Origin of the sequence: Mycobacterium sp. 1165178.9 (genome assembly GCF_001673555.1) — a bacterium.
GTDB lineage: Bacteria > Actinomycetota > Actinomycetes > Mycobacteriales > Mycobacteriaceae > Mycobacterium.
Map to the genome: position 1 here is coordinate 1 of NZ_LZMB01000111.1, position 13,440 is coordinate 13,440.

Annotated in this window: 12 protein-coding genes; 9 read left to right on the top strand and 3 right to left on the bottom strand. The window is 67.9% G+C overall.

What is annotated here, in order from left to right; genetic code table 11:
• From A5652_RS28020 to A5652_RS05645, 5 genes are all read left to right on the top strand, one after another.
• The coding region (locus A5652_RS28020; RefSeq protein ID WP_197513784.1) for a phosphopantetheine-binding protein at window positions 1-245 on the top strand (245 nt) is incomplete at its 5' end.
• Window positions 242-4,678, top strand: coding sequence for a non-ribosomal peptide synthetase (locus A5652_RS05630; protein WP_067347508.1), 4,437 nt, complete (start codon window positions 242-244; stop codon window positions 4,676-4,678). The genes A5652_RS28020 and A5652_RS05630, both read left to right, overlap by 4 nt.
• Complete coding sequence (gene mbtG / locus A5652_RS05635) at window positions 4,675-5,961, top strand: NADPH-dependent L-lysine N(6)-monooxygenase MbtG (protein ID WP_067347511.1); 1,287 nt, start codon at window positions 4,675-4,677, stop codon at window positions 5,959-5,961. Before A5652_RS05630 ends, mbtG begins: the two co-directional genes overlap by 4 nt.
• Window positions 5,962-6,181: 220 nt before the next feature.
• Entirely contained in the window at window positions 6,182-6,718 is a 537-nt protein-coding gene (locus A5652_RS05640) for a hypothetical protein (protein ID WP_067347514.1), read from the top strand.
• 309 nt (window positions 6,719-7,027) lie between these two features.
• The gene (locus tag A5652_RS05645; protein WP_067347518.1) at window positions 7,028-7,552 is read left to right on the top strand and encodes a hypothetical protein; all 525 of its coding nucleotides are present in this window, start codon (window positions 7,028-7,030) and stop codon (window positions 7,550-7,552) included.
• Here A5652_RS05645 and A5652_RS05650 read toward each other — a convergent pair.
• The 3 genes from A5652_RS05650 to A5652_RS05660 all read right to left on the bottom strand — a co-directional run bounded on the left by A5652_RS05650 (window position 7,546) and on the right by A5652_RS05660 (window position 9,428).
• Window positions 7,546-8,442 carry a sigma-70 family RNA polymerase sigma factor gene (locus tag A5652_RS05650; protein WP_156745170.1) on the bottom strand — a complete coding sequence of 299 codons (897 nt, stop codon included), beginning with the start codon at window positions 8,440-8,442 and terminating at the stop codon, window positions 7,546-7,548. The two genes, A5652_RS05645 and A5652_RS05650, sit on opposite strands and share 7 nt — an antisense overlap.
• Window positions 8,439-9,035 carry a carboxymuconolactone decarboxylase family protein gene (locus tag A5652_RS05655; protein WP_067347524.1) on the bottom strand — a complete coding sequence of 199 codons (597 nt, stop codon included), beginning with the start codon at window positions 9,033-9,035 and terminating at the stop codon, window positions 8,439-8,441. The genes A5652_RS05650 and A5652_RS05655 overlap by 4 nt, the downstream gene beginning before the upstream one ends.
• 78 nt (window positions 9,036-9,113) lie before the next feature.
• Window positions 9,114-9,428: a type II toxin-antitoxin system VapB family antitoxin gene (locus tag A5652_RS05660; protein ID WP_067347528.1), complete on the bottom strand. Its 315-nt coding sequence runs from the start codon at window positions 9,426-9,428 to the stop codon at window positions 9,114-9,116.
• Between the two features lie 248 nt (window positions 9,429-9,676).
• On the opposite strand from A5652_RS05660, the gene hrcA reads away from it, so the two are divergent.
• From hrcA to A5652_RS05680, 4 genes are all read left to right on the top strand, one after another.
• Entirely contained in the window at window positions 9,677-10,708 is a 1,032-nt protein-coding gene (gene hrcA, locus A5652_RS05665) for a heat-inducible transcriptional repressor HrcA (protein WP_067347532.1), read from the top strand.
• A 57-nt stretch (window positions 10,709-10,765) separates the two neighbouring features.
• Window positions 10,766-11,914, top strand: coding sequence for a molecular chaperone DnaJ (gene dnaJ, locus A5652_RS05670; protein ID WP_067347535.1), 1,149 nt, complete (start codon window positions 10,766-10,768; stop codon window positions 11,912-11,914).
• Between the two features lie 21 nt (window positions 11,915-11,935).
• Window positions 11,936-12,784, top strand: a complete 849-nt coding sequence (locus tag A5652_RS05675; protein WP_067347539.1) for a 16S rRNA (uracil(1498)-N(3))-methyltransferase — start codon at window positions 11,936-11,938, stop codon at window positions 12,782-12,784.
• A 56-nt stretch (window positions 12,785-12,840) separates the two neighbouring features.
• Window positions 12,841-13,440: PhoH family protein (locus A5652_RS05680; protein WP_197513786.1), on the top strand; the 600-nt coding region annotated here is incomplete at its 3' end.

Here is a 13,440-nt window from a genome sequence, read left to right on the forward strand (position 1 = left end):
TGTCCGTGCAGCTCGCCTCGCGGGCGCGGGCGGCCGGCTTGGCCGTGAGTCCGCGCATGATCTTCGAAAACCCGACGGTGCAGCAGTTGGCCGCGGCACTCGAGGCCCTGGGCGACGACGGGACCGACATCGGCGTGCAGGAAACCGACACCCGTTTCGAGCCGATGAGTACCTCGGGACTGTCGCCATCGGATCTGGCTGCCGTGACGCAACTTTTCTCGTCGTCACGTGAAGGCGCGACATGACAGCTGCCAAAACCGAGGTTCCCCCCGACATCGACGACGTGATGGCGCTGAGCCCGCTGCAGGAGGGCTTGTATTCGCTGACCACGCTCGCCGAATTCGCCGACGGTGAAGCGGCGGACGACCCGTACGTCATCGGGATCGGGGCGGACATCTCCGGCGGACTCGATGTCACGCTGTTACGCGAGTGCGCGGAGCAGATGTTGGTGCGGCACCCGAACCTGCGGGCCAGCTTCTTCAGCCGGGGAATCCCGCGACCGGTACAGATCGTGCCGTCCCGCGTCGAGCTGCCGTGGCGCCTGGTCGCCGCGACACCCGCCGACGTGCCGGCGCTGGAAACCGGCGAGCGCCGGCGACCGTTCGATCTGGAACGTGGGCCGGCGATCCGCTTCCTGTTGATCGAATTGCCCGGCGCGCGATGGCGTTTGGTGCTCACCGCCCATCACATCGTGATCGACGGCTGGTCGTTGCCGGTGTTCGTCAACGAGATGATGATCCTGTATCGGGCCGGCGGTGACCCGTCGGCGCTGCCCGTCGTCCCGCGGCCCTACCGCGATTACATCGGCTGGCTGGCGAGCCGCGATCCCGAAACCAGCCACCGGGTCTGGCGCGACCACCTGGCGGGGATGCCGGGGCCCACCCTGCTCGCCGCGTCACTGGGATCCATCGAGACGACCGAGGGTCGCACGGCGCTGCCGCGCACCACCGAGCTGCGACTGCCGGGTCACGCCACCGCGCGGTTGATCGACGGCAGCCGATCCCGCGGCATCACGGTGAACACCCTGATGCAAATGGCATGGGCGCTGGTGTTGTCGCGGCTGATCGACACGCACGATGTGGTTTTCGGCGTCACCGTGTCCGGGCGGCCACCCGAATTGACCGGCGTCGAAACCATGGTCGGTCTGTTCATCAACACCGTGCCGCTGCGTGTGCGTCTGGCCCCGGCGGCGCCGGTCGGCGAGCAATGCCGAGCCGTCCAGCGTGACGCCGCGATGCTGCGTGAGCACAGCTATCTGAGGCACGCCCAACTTCGGGCCCTCGGCGGGGTCGGGGAAATGTTCGACACCCTGCTGGTCTACGAGAACTTCCCGATGGACGGCTTGACCGCAGGCGGCGAATTGACTGCTGCCGGTGTGACATTCCGCCCATCCGCCCTGCAAACCCTGTCGCATTTCCCGATCGCCGTCGCCGCCCACATGGAAGACGGCGAGCTGGTGGTGCTGATTGAAGCGATCGACGGAGCATTGGGTGCCGTTCCCGCCGGCACGTTGGGCCGGCGGGTGCTCACCGCCGCCGAGAGGCTGTTGCAGGGCTGGGAGCGTCCGCTGCGCGACATCAGTGTGCTGCTGGACGATGAGGCGGCTCCGCTGCACGCCGCCGGCACGCCACAGCCGATGTCGCCGTTCAGCATCCACGCCCGATTCGCCGATGTTGTGGCCAGGACACCGGACCACCCGGCGGTCAGCTGGGTGGGGGGTGCGTTGAGTTATCGCGAGCTCGATCTTCACAGCACCCGACTGGCGGCGCGACTCGCCCAAAGCGGAGTCCAGCCCGAAACACCGGTGGGTATCAGGCTTTCCCGGGGCCCGCGATACGTCATCGCGATACTCGCCGTGCTCAAAGCGGGCGGCATGTGCGTGCCGATGGAGCCGGGAATGCCCCCGGAACGCGTGGACTCGATCCTGCGTCAATCAGGCGCGCTGATCGTGTTGGATGAAAAGCTGACCGAGGCGCTGCTGGCGGGCGGCGAACCGCACGACGACGACTTCAGCCCCGTGGACGTTCCGCTGGCCCAGGCCGCGTATGTCGTATTCACCTCGGGCACGACCGGAGAACCCAAGGGCGTCATTGGAACTCACGGCGCCATAGGCGCCTACGCCGACGATCATCTGGACCGCGTGCTGCGGCCAGCGGCAGGCAAGCTAGGCCGGCCGCTGCGCATCGCCCACGCGTGGTCGTTCGCCTTCGATGCCGCGTGGCAGCCGCTGGTGGGCTTGCTCGACGGGCACGGCGTACATGTCGTCGACGAACACACCCAGACCGATGCCGAGGCGCTCGTCGCGATGATCGCCGCGCACGGTATCGACATGATCGACACCACCCCATCGATGTTTGCCCAGCTGCAAGCGTTTGGTTTGCTGACCGGGGTGCCACTGAGCGTGTTGGCACTGGGCGGCGAGGCGCTGGGCGGTTCGGCCTGGGCCCGGATCCGCAACGCGTGCGGCACGACGTCGATGACCGCATACAACTGCTACGGGCCCACCGAGACCACGGTCGAAGCGGTGGTCGCCGCCATAGCCGAGCGCGACGAGCCGGCCATCGGGCGGCCGACCCGGCACAGCCGCGGTTACGTGCTGGATTCCGCACTGCGCCCGGTGCCCTCCGGAGCGACGGGCGAACTGTATCTGGGCGGTGCCCAGCTGGCCCGTGGCTACCTGGGTCGCGCCCCGGAGACCGCTGCCCGTTTTCTCGCCGACCCGTTTGCGCCGGCCGAACGGATGTATCGCACCGGTGACCTGGTGCGCCGGTTGTCCGACGGGTCACTGCAATACGTGGGACGCGCCGATGGCCAGGTGAAGATCCGCGGCCACCGCGTCGAACCCGGCGAGATCGCCGCCGCCCTCGAATCGCATCCGGCCGTGCGGCATGCGGGAGTGTTGGTCCAGCAGCGCCGGGGCATCGCGCGCCTCACAGCGTACGTGGCCACCGACACGGCCACCAACCGGCCCGCAACCGCCGAGCTGCGGCGCATGCTCAGCACGCGGCTGCCGCGCTACATGGTTCCACAGCGCATCGTCCTGGTTGACGCAATCCCGTTGACCGCCAACGGAAAGCTGGACGAAACAGCGTTGGCCGCCCTCGATCACGCCGAGTCCGAGGTTGGCGCGGCGACGCCCGAGACTGCCACGGAAGCCGCGCTGGTCGAATTGCTTGCCGAGCTGCTCGGGCAACCGCGCATCGACGTCACCGGCGACTTCCTGCAGCTGGGCCTGGACAGCATCATGGCGCTGTCGGTGGTCCAAGCGGCCCGCGCACGCGGAATTGCGCTGCGCGCCAGGCTCATCCTCGAGTGCAACAACGTTCGCGAACTGGCCGAGGCGATCGACTCGGAGACCACGGCCGCCGCCCAGCAGGTGGACACCGGCACCGGGCCAATGCCGTTGCTCCCGAACGGCCGGTGGCTCTACGAATTCGGCGACCCGCGCAGGCTCGCCCAGACCGAAGCCATCCGACTGCCCGAGACGGTGCGCCGCGAGCAGTTGGATGCGGCTTTGGCCGGCATCATCGAGGGCCACGAAGTGCTGCGCACCCGGCTAGACCGTTCCAGCATGACCCTGGCGCCGGCACCGGCCGCCGATATCGCCGACCTCGTCAAAGAGGTTGAGGGCCTTGACGATCTGGTCGGCGCCGTGCCCGCACACGTCGCGCAGGCCGTCGATCGCCTGGACCCCGAACGCGGAGCGCTGCTGTCCGTGGTGTGGTTACGACCGCCGGCGGGAGAGAGCGTTCTGCTGCTGGCCGCGCATGTCGTCGCGTTCGACCCGGCGTCGTGGCGAGTCATCCTCGGCGAACTCGGTGCCGCCCTGACGGCCTCGGCCACCGGCCACGCACCGGCACCCGTGCGCGAACACACCAGCTACCGGCGCTGGGCAGACGCGCTCACCGCGCGTGCACAGCGGTTGGACACGGTGCAATTCTGGGCGACCCAACTGGACGGCGACGATCCCGACCTCGGTGCCAGGCGGCTCGATCCGAGCCGCGACCGCGCTCGCAACCTGCTCGTTCGAAACGTCGCCACCGACGCCGAGGTCACCCGCCGGCTGCTGGAATCGGACCTGTCGCTGCCCACGCTCCTGATCGCCGCCACCGCGGCGACGGTGACGCGCTGGCGCGAGCTGCGCGGACAAGCCACTCCGCCGCCGCTGCTCGCACTCGAAACCCACGGCCGCGCCGATGGTTTGGTGGACACGGCCGGAGCAGGCACCATCGACACCAGCGACACGGTCGGGTTACTCAGCTCCATCTACCCGGTACGAGTGGACTCGACCGATCCGCGCAAGGTGGGGGAGAAGTTGTCGGCGATTCCCGGCGACGGACTCGACTACGGGCTGCTGCGCTACCTGCGGGACGACACCGCCGAGCGGCTCGCCGCTTTTGCACCACCCCAACTGCTGCTGAACTATCTCGGCGCCGCCCACACCGGCGGCGGGACGGGGCTGCGGCTCGAGCGCGAGTTACTCGCCGGGACGTCCCCGGTGCCGGAGCCGGAGCTGGCGGTCCGCCACGAGCTCACCATCGCCGCGATGGTGCTGACCTATGGCGAGGAGCGGGTCCTGGCGGCGCAGTGGCGCGCGTTGCCCGACATTCTCGATAACGCGGATATTGCCGCGCTACAAGAGCTTTGGATTGAATCGCTGCGGGAGATGGTGAGATGAGCACACTTGCGATCGTGGGTGCCGGCGCCAAGGCGGTGGCCGTGGCGGCCAAGGCCTTCGCGCTGCGCGAAATGGGCGTGGAGGTTCCCGACGTGGTGGCCGTGGAGCGGATCGGCGTCGCGGCGAACTGGCAGGCGAGCGGCGGCTGGACCGATGGCGCGCACCGGCTGGGCACCAGCCCGGAAAAAGACGTCGGGTTCCCGTACCGCTCGGCGCTGGTGCCGCGCCGCAACGCCGAACTCGACGAGCGGATGACCCGCTACAGCTGGCAGTCATATCTGATAGCGACGGCGTCGTTCGCCGCGTGGATCGACCGCGGCAGACCTGCGCCGACGCATCGCCGGTGGGGCCAGTACCTGAGTTGGGTAGCCGATCACGTGGGAATGAACGTGGTGCACGGTGACGTCGAACGATTGGCGATCAGCGGGGATCGCTGGGCTCTGCACACTCACGAGACCACCGTGCACGCCGATGCGTTGATGATCACCGGTCCCGGCCAGGCCGAAAAGTCCTTGCTTCCCGGCAATCCGCGCATGCTGTCGATCGCCCAATTCTGGGATCGCGCCGCCAACCACGACCGGATCAACGCGGAGCGGGTGGCGGTGATCGGCGGTGGCGAGACGGCGGCGGCGATGCTCTATGAACTGTTCCGGCACCGGGTGTCGAGCATCACCGTGATTTCTCCGCAGGCCACGTTGTTCACCCGCGGCGAGGGTTTTTTCGAGAACTCGCTGTTCTCCGATCCCACCAACTGGCCGGCCCTTACCCTTGCCGAACGCCGTGATGCGTTGGCCCGCACCGACCGCGGGGTGTTTTCGTCCAACGTGCAGGAAGCGCTGCTGGCCGACGATCGCATTCACCACCTGCGTGGCCGTGTCGCGCACGCGGTAGGCAAGGAGGGACAGATCCGGCTGACGCTGTCCACCAACCGCGGCAGCGAGAACCTCGAGACGGTACATGGGTTTGATCTCGTGATCGACGGCTCCGGCGCTGACTCACTGTGGTTCGCATCGTTATTCAGTCAGGACGCACTGGATCTGCTCGAACTCGGGCTGGGTGGACCGTTGACCTCAGAGCGGTTGCAGGAGGCGATAGGTTATGACCTGGCCGTCACCGATGTGACGCCCAAGCTGTTCCTGCCGAACTTGTCAGGACTGACCCAGGGGCCCGGTTTTCCCAACCTCAGCTGCCTTGGACTGCTATCCGACCGGGTGTTGGGATCGACCGTCAGCCCCTCCAGGTACTCGGTGAGAACTAGACACGATGAGCGCCAACCCCTTTGACGCGGCGGTCGAATTTACCGTCGCTACCTGCTTGCGGCACAGAATATTTAGCGTGCTTTCACACGTCGCGACCGTAGCGTCGTCGTAACGTGACCCACCTGAGACACAAATTCCCGAGTCACGGTGCACACTTACACCATCTTCATCCATGGAGACGTGTGACCGCGTGTGGCTATCCGCGAGATATCCGCCACGGTCCATGTGCATCGAAGGGGGACCTGTGAAATCCGTGAAGTCCGTTGCCACGGGCGTGGCGGCCTTGACCGCCATTGGCGGCGCCGCCGCCGGCGTGGCTTCCATTGCCGCACCGATCGGCCTCGATCAGGTGCAACTTGCTGCGGTCGGCGCGCCACTGCCGCAGGACCCGCCGCCGCCTCCGCCCGCGCCGCCGGGAGCGCCGGGGCAGTTGCCGACGGCGGACCAATTGGCCAACCTCTGCACCCAGGTAACCGACCCCGGGGTCAACTACAGGGACAAGACCAACCTCGTTGAAAACGGCGTGCCGCAAAACGAGGGTATGGTCGCTGACCACGACCTGCGGAAGGCGTACCGGAACGGAAACTTCCCCGAGCAATTCAACGTGACCAACATCGCGCCGGCGGGTCCGAACATGGCCCAGGCCGACGTGGGCATCACGGGGCCGAAGTTCGCCGGGCCGGTCAACAAGCACCTGGTGTTCGTCAACCAGAACGGAAACTGGGTCTTGCAACACGACGCGGCGCTTGCCCTACTGCAGGCGGCGACGGCTACCAACTAAGACAGTTCGGCGTCGAGTAATACCGACGCTGAAAACCAATCCCCATGCGCCCCGGATGGCGGCGCATGGGGATTGGCGTTTAACCCCGGCACGCACCAATCGGTCGGCCCGGCGGCATCAGCGCGTGTCCTCACACAGTGGGCGCACAATTCGGTCACGTTTTTTCCTATCGGATCGCCGTAACGTATCGGTGCCCAGACGCGAAATACGTGACGCAAAGGGCACGCTGACACCTTCCACGCCGCCATCAATTGGCGACGCGGATCGCTGATCACGCGTCGAGATTCGTGCTCGTCTAGAGGGGGAACCATGGGAACCGTCAAGACCATTGCCACCGGGGTGGCAGCGCTGGCCATCGTCGGGGGCGTGGCCGCAGGCGTGGCCTCGGCCGCGACGCCGAGTGCCCTGGCCGCCGGAGTGCGGCTCACCACCGTCGGTGCTCCGCTTCCGCAGGATCCGCCGCCGGCGCAGCCGCTTACGGACGCCAACGTGCCGACTTCCGATCAGCTGACCGGCGTGCTCACCACCCTCGCCGACCCCAAGGTCTCCTTCTCCAACAAGAGCAACCTGGTGCAGGGCGGCATCAGCGGAATGGCAGCGCACGTCGCCGACAAGAAGCTGCAGAAGGCGGCCAAGAACGGCGACCTGCCGCTGTCGTTCGGTGTCACCAACGTCCAGCCGGCCGCGGACGGTTCGGCGACCGCCGACGTCGCGGTCTCCGGCCCCAAACTGACCTCGCCGGTCACGCAGAACGTCACGTTCGTCAACCAGGGCGGCGGCTGGGTGCTGTCGCGGGCGTCGGCGATGGAGTTGCTGGAGGCCGCCGGTCAGTGATCGGCGCGTAACGCGCGCAGGTCCAATCTGGCGATGCGCGCCCGATCCGCCAGCACGTCGATGGCGCGGATTCGGCCGCCGCGCACCACGAATCCCATGACAGATGCCGCACGGCCGGCGATGAAAATCACCGCTCCGGCGGCGCCGTTCACCGTCGCGGCGCACACTTCGCGTTCCGGCCCGGCGTAACTGCGGGCCAGCTGGGCCACCGAGGACGCGCCCTCGGCGCGGACGACCGCCGTGGCGGCGCCGAAATCACCACGCAACACCACGTCGGGATGGAGCAGCGCCACCAGGCGGTCGAAGTCGCCGCTGCGCCCCGCCGCGAAAAAGGCGTCGACCACCTCCCGTTGCGCGACCAAGCTGCCCTCGGGAGCCGGGTCGGCCTGCTCGATCCGGCGTCGGGCCCGGCTGGCCAGTTTGCGGGCCGCCTCCGGCGTTCGATCGATGATGGCCGCGATCTGATCGAACGGCACGGTGAACACGTCGTGCAGCACGAACGCCAGCCGCTCGGCCGGCGGCAGCGTGTCCAGCACCACGAACAGCGCCAACCCCACCGCGTCGGCCAGCATCGCGCGGTGCTCGGGGTCGAATTCACCTGCGGCCTCCACGATGGGGTCCGGCAGGTGACCGGAAAGTTCCTCGCCGCCGTGAGTCCGGCGGTCGCGCAACACGTTCAGGCAGATGCGCGCCACCACGGTGGTCAGCCAGGCGTCCAGATTGGCGATGCGGTTTATCCCGTCCGACTCGGCGCTGCGGCTCAGCCGCAGCCACGCCTCCTGCACCGCATCCTGAGCGTCGTCGATCGAGCCCAGCATGCGATAGGCGATGGCGCCCAGCTGCGGTCGGGCCGCCTCGAAGCGAGCCGCCAATGACGGATCCGCCGTCACGGCCGATCGGTCTCGGGTAACGCGCACACCCGATTGGCCGAAAAGCCCGACGACCCGATATCGAGGGCGATGTTGAACCGGGCGCGCATGTTGCCCAGGTTGATGACGTGGGTCAGGCCGACGAGCTGCGGTGTGTCGAAGTGCGCACGCAGCGCGTCGAAAAGTTGGTCGGTCACCTCGACCGGGGTGCGACTCATCGCGGTGGCGTACTCGAGGATCAGCTTGTCGACGTCCGAGAAACACGTGGCGTTGCGGTAGTTCGCCATCGCCAGCAATTCTTCGTCGGTGATGCCCCACTGCCGGGCGATCTGTGAGCCGAGGTCGATGCAGTACTCGCAGCGCACCGTCGTCGCTGCTTTGAGCTCCGCCAGCGCACGGTGGCGGGGGCTGAGAATGTCCAGTTTCGCCTCGGCCTGCTCCAACTTGCCGTAGGCGCTGAGCAATCGGGGAATATGCGCATACATCCGCAGCGGCTCCAGCATCCCCGCGGTTTCGAGCCCGGCCATCTGCGCGAGCTTGCGTCGGGTGAAGAAGAAGGCGATTTTGGCACCGAGGCCGGCGTCGCGGTCGGAGACTCCTTGCAGTCGTGGCATGGCGATCCTCCTGGCAAGTTGTGGTGAGAAACCAACGTCCTTACTAGGTCGACACGCGGCGAGGCCCGAACGTGACACTTATGCGGGTGAGCCCAGCGGCATATCCATGTCGTACACCCGGGCGTGCAGCACGGTGCGGTTCCGCAGCGCCGCACGCACAGCACGATGCAGGCCGTCTTCGAGATAGGTGATGCCCCTCCACCGCACGGCATGGGGGAAGAGATCGCCGTAGAAGGTGGAGTCCTCGGACAGCAAGCGGTCCAGTGCGAGCACCGTTGTGGTGGTGACTAATTCGTCGAGCCGGATCTGCTGCGGGGGTATCTGGGACCAATCCCGATAGGACAGGTTGTGTTCCGGATACGGTTTGCCGTCGCGCACGCCCTTGAAAATCATCGGCCGAACTCTCCCGACTCATCGCTTTGGCCCGACCGCTTCATTCTGGAAAGGCTAGCCGGACTGATGCTCGGCAGCACCGGTGCGTTCGAAGAAAGTCGTCCGACGGCCATCGCCGGCGTCGCGGCGATGATGGGCAGCGGTCCTTGCGGCAACCGGTTCCGCCGAACCGCCGCTGATCACGGTCGGCATCGCCCGAGCCCGTAAAATGAATCCGGTCAAGGCGGTATCGAAGGAGGTGGAGGCCGGTGGGAAGTGCCGATGACCGTCGGTTTGAGGTGCTGCGCGCCATTGTCGCCGATTTCGTCGCCACCAAAGAGCCGATCGGTTCGAAGGCGTTGGTGGACCGTCACAACCTGGGGGTCTCGTCCGCCACGGTCCGAAACGACATGGCGGTACTCGAGGCCGAGGGCTACATCACCCAGCCGCACACCAGTTCCGGCCGGGTGCCTACCGAGAAGGGTTACCGGGAGTTCGTCGACCGGCTCGACGACGTCAAGCCGCTGTCCTCGGCCGAACGGCGCGCGATTCAGAGCTTCCTCGAGTCCGGCGTGGACCTCGATGACGTCCTGCGCCGGGCGGTCCGGCTGCTCTCCCAACTGACCCGGCAGGTGGCCGTGGTGCAGTACCCCACGCTGTCGTCGTCGACCGTGCGTCACCTCGAAGTGATCGCCCTGACCCCGGCGCGGCTGCTGATGGTCGTCATCACCGACTCCGGCCGCGTCGACCAGAGGGTCGTCGAACTCGGTGACGTCATCGACGAGCACGAACTCTCTCAGCTGCGGGAGATGCTCGGCCAGGCGCTGGTGGGCAAGAAGCTGTCGGCCGCCTCCGTCGCGGTCGCCGACCTCGCGGGGCAGCTGAGCAGCCCAGACGGCCTGGGCGACGCCGTCGGCCGGTCGGCGACGGTGTTGCTGGAATCGCTCGTCGAACACTCCGAAGAGCGCTTACTGCTGGGCGGCACCGCCAACCTGACCCGTAACGCGGCCGATTTCGGTGGCTCGTTGCGCTCCATCCTGGAAGCGCTCGAGGAGCAGGTGGTGGTGCTGCGGTTGCTGGCCGCCCAGCAGGAAGCCGGTAAGGTGACGGTGCGCATCGGCCATGAGACGGCCGCCGAGCAGATATTGGGCACCTCCGTGGTGACCACCGCCTACGGCACCTCCGACACCGTCTACGGGGGAATGGGTGTGCTGGGGCCCACCCGGATGGACTATCCGGGAACTATCGCCAGCGTTGCTGCGGTTGCCCTATATATCGGCGAAGTCCTGGGTGCCCGATGAACGCGCACCCGCAGGGTGGGCAGGCGCGGGGATAGACCAGGTATAGGAGAGTCAAGCGTGGCACGCGATTACTACGGGCTGCTCGGCGTGAGCAGAAACGCCAGCGACGCGGAGATCAAGCGCGCCTACCGCAAGCTGGCGCGCGAACTGCATCCCGACGTCAACCCGGACCAGGCCGCGCAGGCGCGATTCCAGGAGATCAGTGCCGCCTACGAGGTGCTGAGCGACCCCGAGAAGCGGCGGATCGTGGACCTGGGCGGCGACCCGCTGGAGAACGCGGCCGCGGCGGGCGGCGGTTTCGGCGGATTCGGCGGCGGCCTGGGCGACGTATTCGAGGCTTTCTTCGGCGGCGGCTTCAGCGGCGGCGCGACCTCCCGGGGCCCGATCGGGCGGGTGCGGCCCGGCTCGGACTCGCTGCTGCGGATGCGGCTCGACCTCGAAGAGTGCGCCACCGGTGTGACAAAGCAGGTCACCGTCGACACCGCGGTGCTGTGTGACCGGTGCCAGGGCAAGGGCACCAACGGCGATTCGGCACCGGTGCCCTGCGACACCTGCGGCGGCCGCGGCGAGGTGCAGACGGTGCAGCGCTCGCTGCTGGGGCAGGTGATGACGTCGCGACCGTGTCCGACGTGCCGTGGCGTCGGCGTCGTCATCCCCGATCCGTGCCACCAGTGCATGGGCGACGGCCGGGTGCGGGCCCGCCGCGAGATCAGCGTCAAGATCCCTGCTGGCGTCGGCGACGGCATGCGCGTGCGGCTCGCCGCGCAGGGTGAGGTTGGGCCTGGTGGTGGGCCGGCCGGCGACTTGTACGTCGAGGTGCACGAACAGGCCCACGACGTCTTCGTCCGCGAAGGCGACGACCTGCACTGCACGGTTTCGGTGCCGATGGTTGACGCGGCGCTGGGCGTCACCGTCACCGTCGACGCCATTTTGGACGGCGTCAGCGAGATCGCCATTCCGCCCGGCACCCAACCCGCTTCGGTCATCACGCTGCGTGGCCACGGCATGCCGCACCTGCGGTCCGGCACCCGGGGCGATCTGCATGTCCACATCGAGGTGGTGGTTCCGGCCCGGCTGGACCACCGCGACACCGAATTGCTGCGCGAGTTCAAAACTCGCCGCGGCCGCGACGTGCCCGAGGTTCGCTCGACCCACGCCGGCGGCGGCTTGTTCAGCCGGCTCCGTGAAACCTTCACCGGGCGCTAGTCGGCGCCCGGAGGCGCGCACATGGTCGCGACCCTGTTCTACCTCGACGATCTGCCCGAGCCCGGCTCGCTCGCCGTACTGGGCGGTGACGAGGGTTTTCACGCCGCCACCGTGCGGCGGATCCGTCCCGGCGAGCGTCTCGTGCTCGGCGACGGCGCCGGAGCCCTGGCCCACTGCGAGGTCGAACATGCCGGGCGCGACGGGTTGCGGGCACGGGTGCTCGAGCGCTGGATCGTCGCGCCGGGGTCCCCGCCCGTGACGGTCGTGCAGGCACTGCCGAAGTCGGAGCGTTCGGAGCTGGCCGTCGAGCTTGCCACCGAGGCCGGCGCCGACGCCTTCGTGGCGTGGCAGGCCGCGCGATGCGTGGCCAACTGGCAGGGCAACCGGGCCGACAAGGGGTTGCGCCGATGGCGTGCCGTCGTCCGGTCAGCGGCCCGGCAGTCCCGTCGGGCGCACATCCCGGCGGTCGACGGCGTGTTGTCGACCGCCGAGCTGACGCGGTGGATCCGCGACGAGGTGGCCGCAGGCGCGACGGCGCTGGCCTTGCACGAGTCGGCCACCGACCGACTCGCGGATATCGAGCTGGCACCTGCGAAATCACTGCTGCTGCTGGTCGGTCCAGAAGGCGGGATCGCCGAAGACGAGATGGCGGCGTTGTCCGACGCGGGCGCGGCGGCGGTGCGGCTCGGTCCCCAGGTGCTGCGGACGTCGACGGCCGCGGCGGTGGCCCTGGGGGCGCTCGGTGTGTTGACCCCGCGCTGGGACCGGCACGGCGACGTGCCGGCAAACGGCCTCGCGCAGCAGATTCGCGACACCGGCGCGCCGTCGAGTACGTTGCGCAACACTGACCAACCCGGGCCCCCGGCGTAGACTGAGACGGCCCAGCAACCGACCGACAAGCCGAGAAAGCAGGCATCGAGAGCCACGTGACACCCCGCGAGACCAGCGCTGCTGACGCAGCCGGAGACGTCCCGGCCTCTGCTCAGGTTCGCAGCAGCATCGATGTTCCGCCCGATGTCGTGATGGGCTTGTTGGGCTCGGCTGATCAGAACCTGCGGGCTCTGGAGCGCAGCCTGAACGCCGATTTGCACGTGCGTGGCAATGCGGTCACCGTCGCCGGTGAGCCCGCCGACGTCGCGCTCGCCGAGCGGGTGATCTCCGAACTGGTCGCCATCGTTGCCGGTGGTCAGCCGCTGACCCCGGAGGTGGTTCGCCACAGCGTCGCCATGCTGGCCGGCACCGATAACGAGTCACCGGCCGAAGTGCTGACGCTGGATGTTTTGTCGCGGCGCGGAAAGACGATCCGGCCCAAGACGCTCAACCAGAAGCGCTACGTCGACGCCATCGACGCCAACACCATCGTCTTCGGGGTCGGCCCGGCCGGCACCGGCAAGACGTATCTGGCGATGGCCAAGGCGGTCAACGCGCTGCAGACCAAACAGGTCAGCCGCATCATCTTGACCCGCCCGGCCGTGGAAGCCGGTGAGCGCCTTGGCTTTTTGCCAGGCACCCTCAGCGAGAAGATC

Bases quoted from the DNA above. Each gene is read 5' to 3' on its own strand.
- A5652_RS05630 (WP_067347508.1), top strand. From the start codon at position 242: ATGACAGCTGCCAAAACCGAGGTTCCCCCCGACATCGACGACGTGATG.
- A5652_RS05660 (WP_067347528.1), bottom strand. From the start codon at position 9,428: ATGATTTTCAAGGGCGTGCGCGACGGCAAACCGTATCCGGAACACAAC.
- A5652_RS05645 (WP_067347518.1), top strand. From the start codon at position 7,028: ATGGGAACCGTCAAGACCATTGCCACCGGGGTGGCAGCGCTGGCCATC.
- A5652_RS05655 (WP_067347524.1), bottom strand. From the start codon at position 9,035: ATGCCACGACTGCAAGGAGTCTCCGACCGCGACGCCGGCCTCGGTGCC.
- A5652_RS05675 (WP_067347539.1), top strand. From the start codon at position 11,936: ATGGTCGCGACCCTGTTCTACCTCGACGATCTGCCCGAGCCCGGCTCG.
- mbtG (WP_067347511.1), top strand. From the start codon at position 4,675: ATGAGCACACTTGCGATCGTGGGTGCCGGCGCCAAGGCGGTGGCCGTG.